Below are 13,663 nucleotides of genomic sequence, written 5' to 3' on the forward strand. Positions count from 1 at the left end.
CTCCCAGCCCACATGCTTACTCCCTCCCACCCACGCACCGTTCTGGTCACAGGCGCCGCCAAGCGCCTGGGCCGCAGCATTGCGCTGGCCCTGGCGGCGGGTGGCTGGCAGGTGGCGGTGCACTATCGCTCATCGCAGCAGAATGCTATCGATACCGTAGCTGCTTGCGTACAACTGACAAGCGCTAGCGCCCATTTTGATGCTGATTTTGAGGATGAGGCCGCCGTGCGCGGCTTGTTGCCCCGCGTGGTGGCGCACTTTGGCCGTGTCGATGCGGTGGTCAACAGCGCCTCGTTGTTCGAGCATGACAATGCCGCCACCTTTGGTTTTGCCGCGCTCGAAAAGCACCTGCGCAGCAACACCGCCGCCCCCGTGCTGCTGGCCCAGGCGCTGCACCAGCACGTGGCCGACCGCGCGGCCCAGGGCGAGGCCGACGCGCAGGGCGTCGTGGTCAATCTGCTGGACCAGAAGCTCTGGAATCAGAACCCCGATTTTGTGAGCTACACGCTCTCCAAGGCTGCACTCGAAGCTGCGGGCACCATGCTGGCCATCGCCCTGGCGCCGCGCGTGCGCGTGGTGGGCGTGGCACCGGGCCTCACGCTGACCAGCCACATGCTCAGCGACGAAAAGTTTGCCCAGTTGCACTCCCTCAGCCCCCTGGGCCGCTCGTCCACCGCCGAGGACGTGGCGAGTGCGGTGAAGTTTGCGCTGGAGAACCGGTCGATGACCGGCACCACGCTGCTGGTCGACGGTGGCCAGCATCTGATGAAGTTTGACCGCGATTTCTCTTTGATGTGAGCGCCCGCTCACTCCAGAACCTATTCATGACCACCGCTGCAGGCACCCAGATCCTCACGCTCACCGGTTTGCGCTTTGACGCCAACCTGGGCATCCTCGACCACGAAAAGACCGACCCCCAGCCCATCCAGGTCGATGCCGAACTGAGCCTGGGCGTGCAGCCGCTGGCCCCGCGCGACGACGACATCGGCCATGTGCTGGACTACCGCCGTGTGCGCCAGATCATCATCGACGAGTGCACGGCCGAGCATGTGAACCTGCTGGAGAGCCTGATCGGCAAGCTGGCCAACCGCCTGATGCAACTGCCCGGCGTGCTGGGCGTGCGGGTGAAGATTGCCAAACTCGAAATTTTTGACGACTGCGAAGTGGCCATTCGCGTCGAGACAGGACAGTGGTGACCCCATGAGCGCAGTATTGAACGAAGCCCCCACATCCAACCCCGGCTCCGCCCAATCCACTGGCTGGACGGAGGAAAGCACCGAAGCCACCAGCGGCGCCGCCCGCATGAAGATCGAGCGCGAAACCCACAAGCTGGAAAAGCGCCTGTGCCGCGAGGTCGGCAAGGCCATCGTCGACTTCAACATGATCGAAGAAGGCGACAAGGTGATGGTGTGCATGTCCGGCGGCAAGGACAGCTATGCGCTGCTCGACATCCTGCTCAAGCTCAAGGCCCGCGCGCCCATCCACTTTGACCTGGTGGCCGTGAACCTGGACCAGAAGCAGCCGGGGTTTCCCGAGCATGTGCTGCCCGAGTACCTGGCCAGCACCGGCGTGCCCTTCCACATCGAGAACGAAGACACCTACAGCATCGTCAAGAAGCTGATCCCGGAGGGCAAGACCACCTGCAGCCTGTGCAGCCGCCTGCGCCGGGGCATTCTGTACCGCGTGGCCGATGAACTGGGCTGCACCAAGATCGCCCTGGGGCACCACCGCGACGACATCCTGCAGACGCTGCTGCTCAACATGTTCTTTGGCGGCAAGATGAAGAGCATGCCCCCCAAGCTGGTCAGCGACGACGGCAAGCATGTGGTCATCCGCCCGCTGGCCTACGTGGCCGAGAAGGACACCACCCGCTGGGCTGCGCACCGCAACTTCCCCATCATCCCGTGCAACCTGTGCGGCAGCCAGGAGAACCTTCAGCGCAAGCAGGTGGGCGAGATGCTGCGCGAATGGGAAAAGCGCTTCCCCGGCCGCGTGGAGAACATGTTCAACGCCTTGCAGAACGTGGTGCCGTCGCACCTGCTGGACGGCAGCCTGTACGACTTCAAGAACGCGAAGGCCACGGGCATCGCCAGCGAAGACGGCGACAAGGCGTTTGACAAGGAAGAGTTTGTAGCGCCCTCGCCCACGCTGCCCGGCGTGCAGGTGGTGCAACTGTCGTGAACCCTGGCAAGCTGGGGCACTCTCATGGAGACTTCTTTTTCTGGAGCGTCTGACCATGACAACGCAACGCCGATGGATTCCCCTTCTTATACTGGGCTTGGCAACCGCCTTGCTCGCGGGCTGCAGCACCACCCGCGTGGTCGACGGGCAAGTACAGAGCTTCTCAACCCTGGCGGCCGCGCCTGCACCTGCCACCTACCGCATCGAACGCCTGCCTTCGCAGCAAACCCCATCGTTTGACGCCATCGCCGCACTGGCAGAACAGTCCCTGGCACGCGCCGGCCTGCAACGCGACGATGCCGCGCCCCGCCTGCGGGTGCAACTGGGCGTGCAGGCTGACACGGTGCCGCGCAACGATCCTTTCAGCCCCTACGGGCCCTACGGTGCGTATGGCCCCGGCCCTTGGGGCGTGGGTGGCTGGTATGGCCGAGGCTGGGGCGTGCATGGCATGTGGCGCTTTGGCGAGCCCACGCCCCTGCACCGCCGCGCTGTCAGCATCGTGATGCGCGATGCCAACACCCAGGCGGTGGTGTACGAAACCTCGGCCGTGCACGAAGATGTGTGGGTGAGCGACCCGGCCGTCTATGGCGTGCTGTTTGACGCCGCACTCGATGGCTTTCCAAAGCCACCCCAGGGCCCTCGACAGGTGCGCCTGCCCCTGGCGCAAAAATGAAACATTCCCCTGAGCGGCTGCGAGCTACATCCAACGCCATCGAAAACTGACATGCACGCCACCCGCATCATTGCCATCCGCCACGGTGAAACCGCCTGGAACGTGGACACCCGCATCCAGGGCCACCTGGACATTCCGCTCAACAACACCGGGCTGTGGCAGGCCGATCAGGTCGCGCAGGCACTGGTGGGCGAACCGATTGCCGCCATCTACACCAGCGACCTGCAGCGCGCGCACGCCACGGCCCAGGCCGTGGCCCGCACCACGGGCGCGCCTTTGGTGGCCGATCCCGGCCTGCGCGAACGTAGTTTTGGCCACTTTCAGGGCCGCACGTTTGCCGAGATCGAGGCTGAGCTGCCCGAAGACGCGCTGCGCTGGCGCAAGCGCGATCCGCACTACACCCCCGAAGGTGGCGAGTCGCTCGTCGCGCTGCGCGAGCGCATCGAACACACCGTGACCGTCCTGGCGCAGCAGCATGTGGGCGAGCAGGTGGTGATGGTGGCGCACGGCGGCGTGCTCGATGTGTTGTACCGCCTGGCCACGCGCCAGGACATCCAGGCGCCGCGCACCTGGCAACTGTCCAACGCCGCCATCAACCGCCTGCTGTGGACGCCCGACGGCCTCACCCTCGTCGGCTGGGCAGACACCCAACACCTTGACCAGATCGTCCTGCGCGATGAAAACCACGCCTGAATTGCAATCCACCATCGGCCAGCGGGTGGACGCTATCGACACCCCCGCCCTGGTGGTGGACCTGGACGCCATGGACCGCAACATCCAGCGCATGGCCGACTTTGCGCGCAAGCACCAGGTGCGCTGGCGCCCCCACGCCAAGCTGCACAAGAGTGCAGAAATCGCGCTGCTGCAGCAACGCGCGGGCGCCCAGGGCGTGTGTGTGCAGAAGGTGGCCGAGGCGGAGGCGCTGGCCGCCGGTGGGGTCGATGACATCACCATCACCAACCAGGTCATCGCCATGCCCAAGCTGCACCGCGTGGCGCGGCTGGCCGCCCAGCTGGCGGCACGCGGCGGGCGCCTGGGCGTGGCCGTGGACCACATCGACGGCATTGAGCGCCTGGCCGAAGCCATGGCGCAATCCGGCAGCGATGCGGGCATCGACGTGCTGGTGGAGATCGACGTGGGCCAGGGCCGCTGCGGCGTGCCGCCGGGCGAGGCCGCCGTGCCTCTCGCGCTGGCCGTGTCACGCAGCCCCCGCCTGCGGTTTGCGGGCCTGCAGGCCTACCACGGCCGCGCCCAGCACCTGGCCAGCAGCGTGGGCCGGCGCGAGACCATCGCCGCCGTGGTGCGCGCTGCCGACCACACTCGCCAGCTCATCGAAGCCGCCGGGCTGCCCGTGCCGCTGGTCACCGGATCAGGCACCGGCACCCTGGTGCACGAGGCTGCCAGCGGCGTGTTTGGCGAGCTGCAGGCGGGCTCTTTCCTGTTCATGGATGCCGACTACGCCCGCAACGAGCGTGAACCGGCACAACCCGCGTTTGAACACGCGCTGTACGTCAAGACCCAGGTGGTTTCGGTGCGCGACACCCACGCCGTGTGCGACGCAGGCCACAAGAGCCACGCCATCGACTCTGGTCTGCCCACCGTGGCCCTGCTGCCGGCCGACCGCACCCTGCGTTACGCCAACGGTGGTGATGAACACGGCCTGCTGTATGCCGACGCGCCCGACGCCCGCCTGCCCAGCCTGGGCCATATGCTCTGGCTCATCCCGGGCCACTGCGACCCGACGGTGAACCTGCACGACTTTTTGATCGGCGTGCGCGGCGGTTTGGCGACGGGTACTGTGGAGCGCATCATCAGGGTTGATGCCAGAGGCGCGCTGACCTGATTGCGGCAAGAATCGGCGGACATTTTGGTGTCCCCCATGAGCCCCAGCCAGATCATTGTCCTTGCGACCCCCGTCTTCTTTTTGCTGATCGCCATCGAACTGGCGGTGGGCTACAGAAGGCAGCGCAACACCTACCGCCTGGCCGATGCCGTCAGCAGCATCAGTCTGGGCATGCTGAGCCAGACCAGCGCAGTGTTCACCCGGCTGCTGCGCATCGGCATCTACACGGCCCTGTTCGAGCACGTGGCGCTGTGGCGCAACGATGCATTCTGGACCAGCCTGCCCGGCTGGCTGCTGGCACTGGTGTTCTACGACCTGTGCTACTACTGGCTGCACCGCATGGGGCATGAATCGGCCGTGTTGTGGGCCGCGCACGCGGTGCACCACCAGAGCCAGGATTACAACCTCTCCACCGCGCTGCGCCAGACCAGCTCGGGCGCGCTGCTGGGCTGGATCTTTTATGTGCCCATGGCACTGGCGGGCGTGCCGCCGCTGGTGTTTGGCGTGGTGGCGCTCATCGATCTGCTTTACCAGTTCTGGGTGCACACCGAGCAGGTGGGCAAGCTCGGCTGGTTTGACCGCTGGTTTTGCAGCCCCAGCAACCACCGGGTGCACCACGCGGTGAACGACGCTTATCTGGACAAGAACTATGGCGGCATCCTGATCCTGTGGGACCGGGTCTTTGGCACCTTCAAGGACGAAGACGACCAGGAGAAGTGTGTGTACGGCACGCGCGGCCTGCTGAACAGCTGGGACCCGCTCTGGGCCAACGCGCAGGTGTACGCAGGGCTGGCACATGACAGCTGGCATGCGCGCAGCTGGCTCGACAAGCTCAAGGTCTGGGTCAAGCCTCCGGGCTGGCGGCCTGCCGATGTGGCAGAGCGCTTTCCCAAGCCCACCTTCAGCATGGCACAGATGCAGCTGTACCACCCGCCGATGTCGCGCGCCGCGCAGTGGTTTGCGCTGGTGCAGTTCGCGCTGCTGCTGGCGGGCGTGGCGGCTTTTCTCTGGCAGGCCGATGCGGCGCCGCTGGCGCGCAACGCCATCTGGTTTGCGGTGCTGCTGACGGTGCAATGGTCGCTGGGCGCAGTGATGCAGGGACGTATCACCGCGCTGATGGCGCTGATGCTGCAAAGCGGCGCGCTGGCCACCGCCACCAGCGCGATGGGGTTCATGGAATGGCATTGGCTGTTCAAGCCGCTGACGATGGTTTTTGCTCTTGTTTTGGTAGCTGCCAGTGCTTATTCGCCAAGCGCTAGAGGCCAATTTAACCCAAAGACCCTGCTTCTCCTCGCGGCCGCGCTGGCCGGATCGCTGGCCGGGGATGTGTTCCTCATGTTCCAGGGCTTCTTCATCCCGGGCCTGGTGAGTTTTCTGGTGGCGCATCTGTTCTATGTGGCGCTGTTCAAAAGCGGGCAGGCGTGGTTTCCGCACCGGGGTGCGCTGGCCGCCACACTGGGCATTGGCGTGGCCATGTACGCCTTTCTGTGGGCGGGTGGCCTGCCACCTGCACTGCGCGCGCCGGTGGCGGCCTATGTGCTGCTGATCGCGCTGATGGCGGCCCAGGCCATCGGCCGGGCGACGGTGTTGCGCGATGCGCCGTCGCTGCTCGTAGCGGTCGGCGCCGGGTTTTTCATGCTCAGCGACTCGCTGCTGGCCACCAACCGGTTTGTGATGCCGCTGCCGATGGCGCAGGTCTGGGTGCTGGCCACGTACTATGCGGCGCAGGCGCTGATCGTCAGTGGATGGCTGGCCAGCAAGGCCTCGGTGCCTGCCACCGCAGTGCAGCGAACGGGCGTGACCGGAGAAGAGGGCCGCACGCACATGGCTCGGGACAGGGCTCCGAACATCGCCCCAGGGACGGCTTCACGCTCCTCCTGAGCACCTGTGTGTTCTGTGCGATGGTTTTTTAGCCAAAATTGCCGCCAGCGCTTCAGCATCAAGCTCAAATAGCTATTTATTTGATAGCAAATCACCTGCCTGCAGCTCACCCACTGGGCGCAGGCTCCACGCCCACAGTGATGGCCTCGTCGCGGGCAATCCGGCCGTCGATCAGCTCCACCAGCCGGTCGCAGCGCGCGGCCAGCCGGGGGTCGTGCGTGACCACGACAAAACTCGTGCCCCGCTCGGCATGGATACGGCGCAGCAGGGCAAACACTTCGGCAGAGGACGCGGTGTCCAGGTTGCCCGTGGGCTCATCGGCCAGCACCAGCGGCGGGTTCATGACCAGCGCGCGCGCAATGGCCACGCGCTGCTGCATGCCGCCTGACAGCTCTGCGGGGCGCTTGTCCATGGCCTGGGCCAGGCCCACGGCGTCGAGCAGGCTGCGCGCGTGATCGCGGTGGGCGGGGCTGACGCGGCCTTCGGCCATGAGGGCCGGCAGCGTCACGTTCTCCAGCGCGGAGAAAGCAGGCAGCAGGTGGTGGAACTGAAAGACAAAGCCCAGGGTGCTGCGCCGGCGCAGGGTCAGGGCCGCATCGTCCAGACCCTGCACCGCCTCGCCGTCCAGCAGATAGCTGCCCGTCGTCATGCGTTCGAGCAGGCCCAGGATGTTGAGCAGCGTGCTCTTGCCCGATCCCGAAGGCCCCATCAGCGCGATGAACTCGCCCCGGCGCACCTGCAGGTCGATGCCGTGCAGTACCTCGGCCTCGCTGGGACGGCCCAGGTTGTAGCTCTTGCGCACGGCATCGAGCGTGATCAGTTCGGGGGCGGCGGGTTGGTTCATCACATCCTGATGGCTTGCGCTGGGTCCAGCGCCGCTGCCCGCCGCGCAGGCGCCACCGCCGCCAGCACACCACACACCGAAGCAATGAGTGCAATCTGCAATGCCATGCCCAGCGGCAGCGCGATCGAAAACAACGGCAAGCCATCCGAGCCCCGCACAAAATGCGTGAACACCCAGATCAGCCCCACCGCCAGCAGCAGGCCCAGCACCGAGCCCAGCGCACCCACCACGGCGCCCTGCACCAGAAACACGCGCAGCACCTGGCCCCGCGTGGCGCCCATGGCGCGCAGGATGCCGATCTCCCGGCCCTTTTGCACTACCGAGACCACCAGCACGCTGGCAATACCCAGCACCACCACCGCCAACACCACGCCCCGGATGATGGAGGTGCTGATGGACTGCGCATTGAGTGCTGACACCAGCTGGGCATTGCTCTCTTGCCAGCTCTCGATCTTGTAGGGGAACTGCATTTGCAACGCACGCGCCAGGGTCTGTGCCACCCACACGTCCTTCAAGGTCAGGTCGAGCTGGCTGGCACCACCCGGCAGCGCCAGCAGGCTTTGCGCCGCGCGCAGCGGCACGATCACGGTGCGCCGGTTCAGGTCTTTCACCCCCAGGTCCACCAGCGCGGTGACGCGCACCGAATCACTCACCGTGCCGCCCGCGCCGCCCGTCTGCACCGTGAGGCGGTCTCCCACACGCACACCGAGGTCGGAGGCCAGCTCGCGCCCCACGATGGCCTCGCCCGGTGACAACCGCGCCGTGCCACTGACCACCTTGGAGCGCAGCCCCACCACGCGGTCATAGCGGTCCAGGTCCACGCCCATCAGGGCAATGGCCTGCGATGCCTCGCCGCGCAGCGCCAGGCCTGAGCCGGACACCATGGGCGACACCCCGGCGACTTCGGGCAAGCGCTCCAGCAGCGGCACCAGCGCCTGCCAATTGGCCACGGACCGCAGGCGCTGGGCACGCGGTTGGGTTTCGGTCAGCGCAGCGGTGCCAGGCAAGGCAGGGGCTGCCGGTATGACCAGGTCGTCCGGCGCCCGCAGGGTGATGTGCGCCTGGGCGCCCAGTGTTTTGGCCAGGGTGTTCGACTGCAAGCCGCTGATCAGCGCCGAGATGTAGGCAATGACTGCCACACCTGCCGCCACGCCCACGATGATGAGCACGGTCTGCATGCGCCCCTCGCGCAGAAACCGCAGCGCCACGCGCAACTCGAAGCCGGGCCAGACCCACATGGCGACTCAGCGGCCCATGGCGTTGGTGAGGGCAGCACCGGCGTCAGCACCTTGCGCTTGACCTTGGGCTGCACCGGCTGCGGCGGAGCCCGCACTCCACTCCACCGTGCGGGCACGTACGCGGTCGCCCGCCTGCACGGCGCCGCCCCGCAGCACGGTGTCGCCTTCGGCCAGGCCGTCCAGCACCTCGACCGCGTCCAGTTTGCGCAGCCCCAGCCGCACGGGGCGGGCCTGGGCGCGCCCCTCCTGCAACACCAGCACCGTCGCCTGGTCGCCCTCCACCGGGCCGCGCAGGGCAGCCTGGGGCAGTACCAGGGTCCGCTCGCGCCGCGCAGTCTCTACCTCGACCGATAAGGTCATGTCCTCGCGCAGAAAGGCGGGGGCCTGCTGCTCCAGCGCAAACTTCACCTCGATGGCACCACGCTGGGCATCCACCGAGGGTGCGATGGTGAGCACACGTGCTGCAAAACGCTGGCCCGCAAAGGCATCGGCCACCACCGAGGCCTTTTGACCCGGCAGCAACTGGTCCAGAAAACGTTCGTCCACCTGGGCCACCAGCTGGGTGGGCCCGGCCAGCGCCAGGCTGAGCAAGGCCTTGCCAGGCTGCACGATCTGCCCGGGCTCGACGTCGCGCACCAGCACGCGGGCATCGGCCGGGGCTACCAGCGTGGTCTGCGCCAGGCGGGCCTGGGCCGCCACGGTGGCCGCTTGGGCCAGCGCCAGCTGCGCCTGCGCCTGGACCACATCGGTGCCCGCATCGGCGTTGGCCTGGACCTGCGCCTGCGCGCTCAACTGCTGCGCCTGGGCCACATCGACGGCGCGCCGCGCCTCATCGAGCTGCGCGGCGCTATAGAACCCCTGGGCCACCAGCTGCTGCACCCGCGCCAGACTGGCGCTGGCCGCTTGCAGGGTGGCATTGGCCTGCGCGCGCGCTGCCTGTGCAGCGCTGCGGCCGCTACTGCGCAGGCCCACCAAGCGGGACTGCGCCTGGCGCTCGGCCGCCACGGCCTGCGCCAGCGCCGCCGCGAGCTCGTCGGACTCCAGCTGCACCAGCACGTCGCCCTGGCGCACCTGCGCGCCTTCTGCCACCCGCACCTCGGCCACGCGGCCGGTGATGGTGCTGCCCACATCCACCCGCGACAACGTGGCCACGCGCGCCGAAAACTGCAGCGTGCGCACCAGCGGCGCCGACTGCACCAACAGGGCATCGACCTGCGGACCACGCAGCGCCATCACCCCGGTGAAGGCAGCCACCACCAGCACGATAGCGCCCAACACAACAGCAAACCAGCGCCTATTCACAGATCTGCCCTGGTTGCCATGCGCTGTGCCTTGCGTCATTCAGAAAACAGCCCGCCAGCCGCCTTGGGCGGCGCCACCCCCAGGTGTCGGAACGCCGCCAGCGTGGCAATGCGCCCACGCGGCGTACGCTGCAAAAAGCCTTGCTGGATGAGGTAGGGCTCGATCACGTCTTCGATGGTGCCCGCCTCTTCCCCGATGCTAGCGGCAATATTATCCAGCCCCACGGGGCCGCCATCAAAGCGGTGGATGACCGCCTCCAGCAGCTTGCGGTCCATCACGTCAAAACCCTGCGGGTCCACATCCAGCATGGCCAGCGCCTTGTCGGCAATGGGTTTGGTGATGCGCCCGTCGCCCTTGACCTCAGCGTAGTCGCGCACGCGGCGCAGCAGCCGGTTGGCAATGCGCGGCGTACCGCGCGAGCGGCGGGCGATCTCGAAGCCGCCTTCTTCATCCATAGGCGCATTGAGCAGCCCCGCGCTGCGCTTGACAATGCGCGCCAACTCTTCGGCTGTGTAGAACTCCAGCCGCGCCACGATGCCAAAGCGGTCGCGCAGCGGGTTGGTCAACATGCCCGCACGTGTGGTGGCGCCCACCAGCGTGAAGGGCTGCAGGTCGAGCTTGATGCTGCGCGCCGCAGGACCCTCGCCGATCATGATGTCGATCTGGTAGTCCTCCAGCGCGGGGTAGAGAATTTCCTCCACCACAGGCGACAGGCGGTGGATCTCGTCAATGAAAAGAACGTCGTTCTTTTCGAGGTTGGTCAGCAGCGCCGCCAGGTCCTTGGGCTTTTCGAGCACAGGGCCACTGGTCTGGCGCAGGTTGACCCCCAGCTCAGCCGCAATGATGTGACTGAGCGTGGTCTTGCCCAGACCGGGCGGGCCAAACAGCAGCACATGGTCCAGCGCCTCGCCCCGCTTCCTCGCCGCGCCGATGAAGATCTCCAGCTGCTCGCGCGCCTTCGCCTGGCCCACGTACTCCTGCAGGAGCTTGGGGCGCAGCGCGCGCTCGATCGCCTCCTCCTGGGGCGATGCGGGCACGGCCGAAATGACGCGTTTTGCGGGGGCGGGGGCGAAGTCGTCGGTCTGGATCGTCATGCAGTCCTGTTATTTTTCGGGCCAGACGTAGAACCCGATGCCTTCTTCAACGTACTGCTGGCTCATGTTGGCGTTGAGGTAGCTGCGTTCTGCAGGGCTGGCAGTATAGAAATAGGTTCCCACGGTGCGGTTGCGGAAGCGGTAGACAGGCACGGCACCATTGCCCGGAGCAGCCTGTCCCCACCATGCAGTGGCTTCAAGCTGCACGGACGGGAATGCCTGGCGCAGACCGTCTCGCTCCGCAGGGTTTGCCGTGTAAATGTGCATATTGCGCGCCAAATCAACCAGGCGGTACACCGGGAACAGGTTGGACCCCTCAGTGGGATACGCATAGAAGATCGTGCCTTCGTAGATGAAGTTCGATCCAAACTGTTTGATCAGAAGATCCCGCTCACCGACGTTGCTGGTATAGAAATGCTCCAGCCCAGCAATGTTGTAGAAGCGATAGACAGGCACCCGTCCCGTGGGGCCAGTGGGTGGCGTGGCAGACGACAGCCAGTTCTTCAGCGCCGCGTTGAACGCCACGTCAAAACGGCCATAGAAGTCGGGGGACGCGATGGCCGAGCAGCTGGAACTACCGCCATAGAGCGTACCGATCACATGTGTGCCTCCCTTGAACAAGGCCGAGCCGCTGCTGCCGCCTTCGGTTGTGCCTTCGGCCCAGTTCACACGGTAGTAGTTGCCCGATGTGCCGCTGCACTGGAACTCGTTTCCGCTGGTGGCCGCGCAGGAAGTCAGACTGTTCAAAGAGCCCAGGCTGACCTTGAGCAAATCGCCCCGTGGATGGTGCAGGCCCACCACCGATGAGCTCAGGGCCTGGGTGCCAGCATCCCAGCCAGCAAAGACGGCCCCTGCAGGAGGGGTGTCGTTGAGTCGCAGGAGGGCCATGTCCATGGATCCCGAAGCGTAGAGCAGCGCAGCGCCATTGACGCGCTTGGTGGTCGCGCTCGACAGGGTACGGCTGTTGCACGTTGGCGCGCGGTAGAACCAGTCGGTCTGCAGCGAGGAGGCTTCGGCCTGCTTGGAAATGCAGTGGTTGGCCGTCAGGAAATACGGCGTGCCCGAAGACTGGCTGTCATTGAGCAGTGTGCCGGTGCACAGAAAGGAGCCCCCTCCGGACGTGAAGATCATGCGTGCCACGGCGTTGCGCTCGGTCGCGTAGGCCTCGTAGCAGGTGGCATCGAGGTGGCACGAAGCCGATTCATTGATCTTGGTGGAGAGTTCTGCTTCCGCGGGGATCGACAGGTTCTCGAAGATGTGCGAGACACGCGGCACTGAGATGTCCGCCGTGCCGGCATCAGCCCCGGCGGGCAGTTCCAGCTCCAGCGTGACCTCGTCCGACCCCATGTCAGGCGTCCACCAGGTCTGGCCGTCCAGGGTGGTATCGCCCGCCTGCGCATTGCGTTCAATGCGCAGCAGCACTTCCTGGCCGGAAATCTGGAACACCGTGGCAGTGTCGGCCTGGCTGTAGACACGCAGCACCGACCCCAGGGGCAGCGTTTTGGCCACTACGCCCAGACGCAATCCATAAGCGCCTTCGGCAGAAAAACTGATCGCTGCTACCTGGCCGCCACTGGCGGTGGGCTTCCACTGCAACTGCTGCAGTGTCTGCGCCGCAGCACGTGTGGCTGCCACATCGCGCGCCACACCCACCTGGCGTGGCCCAATGCCGCCGCCAAGCGATGCCGTCTTGGATGCTTCAAGGGCTCCCAGGCTCACCCGGGTAGGCGTGGGCGCTGTGACAAGCGCGCTGCGGGATTTGATGTTCGAGACACCCTGGTCCACGCTGGCGGGCTGCACCCAGCCATCCACCATCAGCGCAGAGGCCGTCTTTTGCACGCTGGCCTCGGTACCGCTTCCACCGCATCCGGCCAACAAGGCAAGCGCCGCACCCCAGGCAACGCCCATCCGCCACATCATTCCATTTTTCATTTCTTTCCCTCGCTCCGGTCAAAACCGCCATTGAACACGAAAACAACTGCCGCAACAAACCCGCAAGTGCACTACCTAGCCAACGCCTTCAGCGCCAGTTTGATGCCATCGCTCACACCCACCTCAGGTGGCAGGGCCTTGAGGGCTGCCGCAGCCTCTTTGTCGTTGTAGCCCAAAGCCAACAGTGCCTGCAGAATGTCGGCCTGTGCGTCACTGGCAGCGGGCCCGTGGGCAGCGCCCATGTCGGCCCCCAGCTTGCCCTTGAGCTCCAGCAACAGCCGCTCGGCCGTCTTCTTGCCAATGCCCGGCACCTTGACCAGGCGGCCTGCCTCCTGCAGCGTGATGGCCTGGGCCAGATCCGCCACGCCCATGCCGCTCAGGATGGACAGCGCAGTGCGCGGCCCCACGCCCGATATCTTGATCAGCTCGCGGAACGCCTGGCGCTCGGGCGCCGTGGCAAAGCCATACAGCAGCTGCGCGTCTTCGCGCACAATGAACTGGGTCAGCAGGCTCACCCTTTCGCCCACAGCGGGCAGGTTGTAGAACGTGCTCATGGGCACATTCACCTCATAGCCCACGCCATGGCAGTCCAACAGCACCTCGGGGGGATTCTTCTCCAGCAGGGTGCCGGTCAATTTGCCTATCATTGATGTCCTTTGCCGCGCACTGCGGCGA

The 13,663-nt window shown here is 66.0% G+C and carries 13 protein-coding genes; 7 read left to right on the plus strand and 6 right to left on the minus strand.

Features of this window, described 5'->3' with window-relative positions; genetic code table 11:
* Positions 1 to 12 precede the first annotated feature (12 nt).
* From ACQ4MJ_RS18045 to ACQ4MJ_RS18075, 7 genes are read left to right on the plus strand one after another with little or no spacing between them, the layout of a single operon-like run.
* Complete coding sequence (locus ACQ4MJ_RS18045; RefSeq protein WP_431151754.1) at positions 13 to 798, plus strand: SDR family oxidoreductase; 786 nt, start codon at positions 13 to 15, stop codon at positions 796 to 798.
* Between the two features lie 26 nt (positions 799 to 824).
* Positions 825 to 1,196, plus strand: coding sequence for a dihydroneopterin aldolase (locus ACQ4MJ_RS18050; RefSeq protein ID WP_055396414.1), 372 nt, complete (start codon positions 825 to 827; stop codon positions 1,194 to 1,196).
* Positions 1,197 to 1,200: 4 nt separating this feature from the next.
* Entirely contained in the window at positions 1,201 to 2,181 is a 981-nt protein-coding gene (gene ttcA, locus ACQ4MJ_RS18055) for a tRNA 2-thiocytidine(32) synthetase TtcA (protein ID WP_218298927.1), read from the plus strand.
* A gap of 55 nt (positions 2,182 to 2,236) precedes the next feature.
* Positions 2,237 to 2,854, plus strand: a complete 618-nt coding sequence (locus tag ACQ4MJ_RS18060; RefSeq protein WP_431151753.1) for a DUF4136 domain-containing protein — start codon at positions 2,237 to 2,239, stop codon at positions 2,852 to 2,854.
* A 51-nt stretch (positions 2,855 to 2,905) separates the two neighbouring features.
* Positions 2,906 to 3,547: a histidine phosphatase family protein gene (locus tag ACQ4MJ_RS18065; protein WP_121507658.1), complete on the plus strand. Its 642-nt coding sequence runs from the start codon at positions 2,906 to 2,908 to the stop codon at positions 3,545 to 3,547.
* Positions 3,531 to 4,697: a DSD1 family PLP-dependent enzyme gene (locus tag ACQ4MJ_RS18070; protein WP_431151752.1), complete on the plus strand. Its 1,167-nt coding sequence runs from the start codon at positions 3,531 to 3,533 to the stop codon at positions 4,695 to 4,697. The genes ACQ4MJ_RS18065 and ACQ4MJ_RS18070 overlap by 17 nt, the downstream gene beginning before the upstream one ends.
* Positions 4,698 to 4,733: 36 nt before the next feature.
* Entirely contained in the window at positions 4,734 to 6,578 is a 1,845-nt protein-coding gene (locus tag ACQ4MJ_RS18075; RefSeq protein ID WP_431151751.1) for a lysoplasmalogenase family protein, read from the plus strand.
* A gap of 106 nt (positions 6,579 to 6,684) precedes the next feature.
* Here the strand turns inward: ACQ4MJ_RS18075 and ACQ4MJ_RS18080 are convergent, their stop codons facing one another.
* The 6 genes from ACQ4MJ_RS18080 to ruvA form a co-directional block, all read right to left on the minus strand.
* Entirely contained in the window at positions 6,685 to 7,422 is a 738-nt protein-coding gene (locus ACQ4MJ_RS18080) for an ABC transporter ATP-binding protein (RefSeq protein ID WP_055396398.1), read from the minus strand.
* Entirely contained in the window at positions 7,422 to 8,660 is a 1,239-nt protein-coding gene (locus ACQ4MJ_RS18085; protein WP_431151750.1) for an ABC transporter permease, read from the minus strand. Before ACQ4MJ_RS18085 ends, ACQ4MJ_RS18080 begins: the two co-directional genes overlap by 1 nt.
* A gap of 6 nt (positions 8,661 to 8,666) precedes the next feature.
* Positions 8,667 to 9,938, minus strand: a complete 1,272-nt coding sequence (locus tag ACQ4MJ_RS18090) for an efflux RND transporter periplasmic adaptor subunit (protein WP_431151749.1) — start codon at positions 9,936 to 9,938, stop codon at positions 8,667 to 8,669.
* A 59-nt stretch (positions 9,939 to 9,997) separates the two neighbouring features.
* Positions 9,998 to 11,056 (minus strand): Holliday junction branch migration DNA helicase RuvB, encoded by a 1,059-nt coding sequence (ruvB, locus tag ACQ4MJ_RS18095; protein ID WP_055396394.1) that lies wholly within the window; start codon positions 11,054 to 11,056, stop codon positions 9,998 to 10,000.
* 9 nt (positions 11,057 to 11,065) lie between these two features.
* Positions 11,066 to 12,988, minus strand: a complete 1,923-nt coding sequence (locus ACQ4MJ_RS18100) for a trypsin-like peptidase domain-containing protein (RefSeq protein WP_431151748.1) — start codon at positions 12,986 to 12,988, stop codon at positions 11,066 to 11,068.
* A gap of 71 nt (positions 12,989 to 13,059) precedes the next feature.
* The gene (gene ruvA / locus ACQ4MJ_RS18105) at positions 13,060 to 13,635 is read right to left on the minus strand and encodes a Holliday junction branch migration protein RuvA (RefSeq protein ID WP_055396390.1); all 576 of its coding nucleotides are present in this window, start codon (positions 13,633 to 13,635) and stop codon (positions 13,060 to 13,062) included.
* Positions 13,636 to 13,663: the final 28 nt, after the last annotated feature.

Origin of the sequence: Acidovorax facilis, assembly GCF_050626955.1 — a bacterium.
GTDB lineage: Bacteria > Pseudomonadota > Gammaproteobacteria > Burkholderiales > Burkholderiaceae_C > Acidovorax > Acidovorax facilis.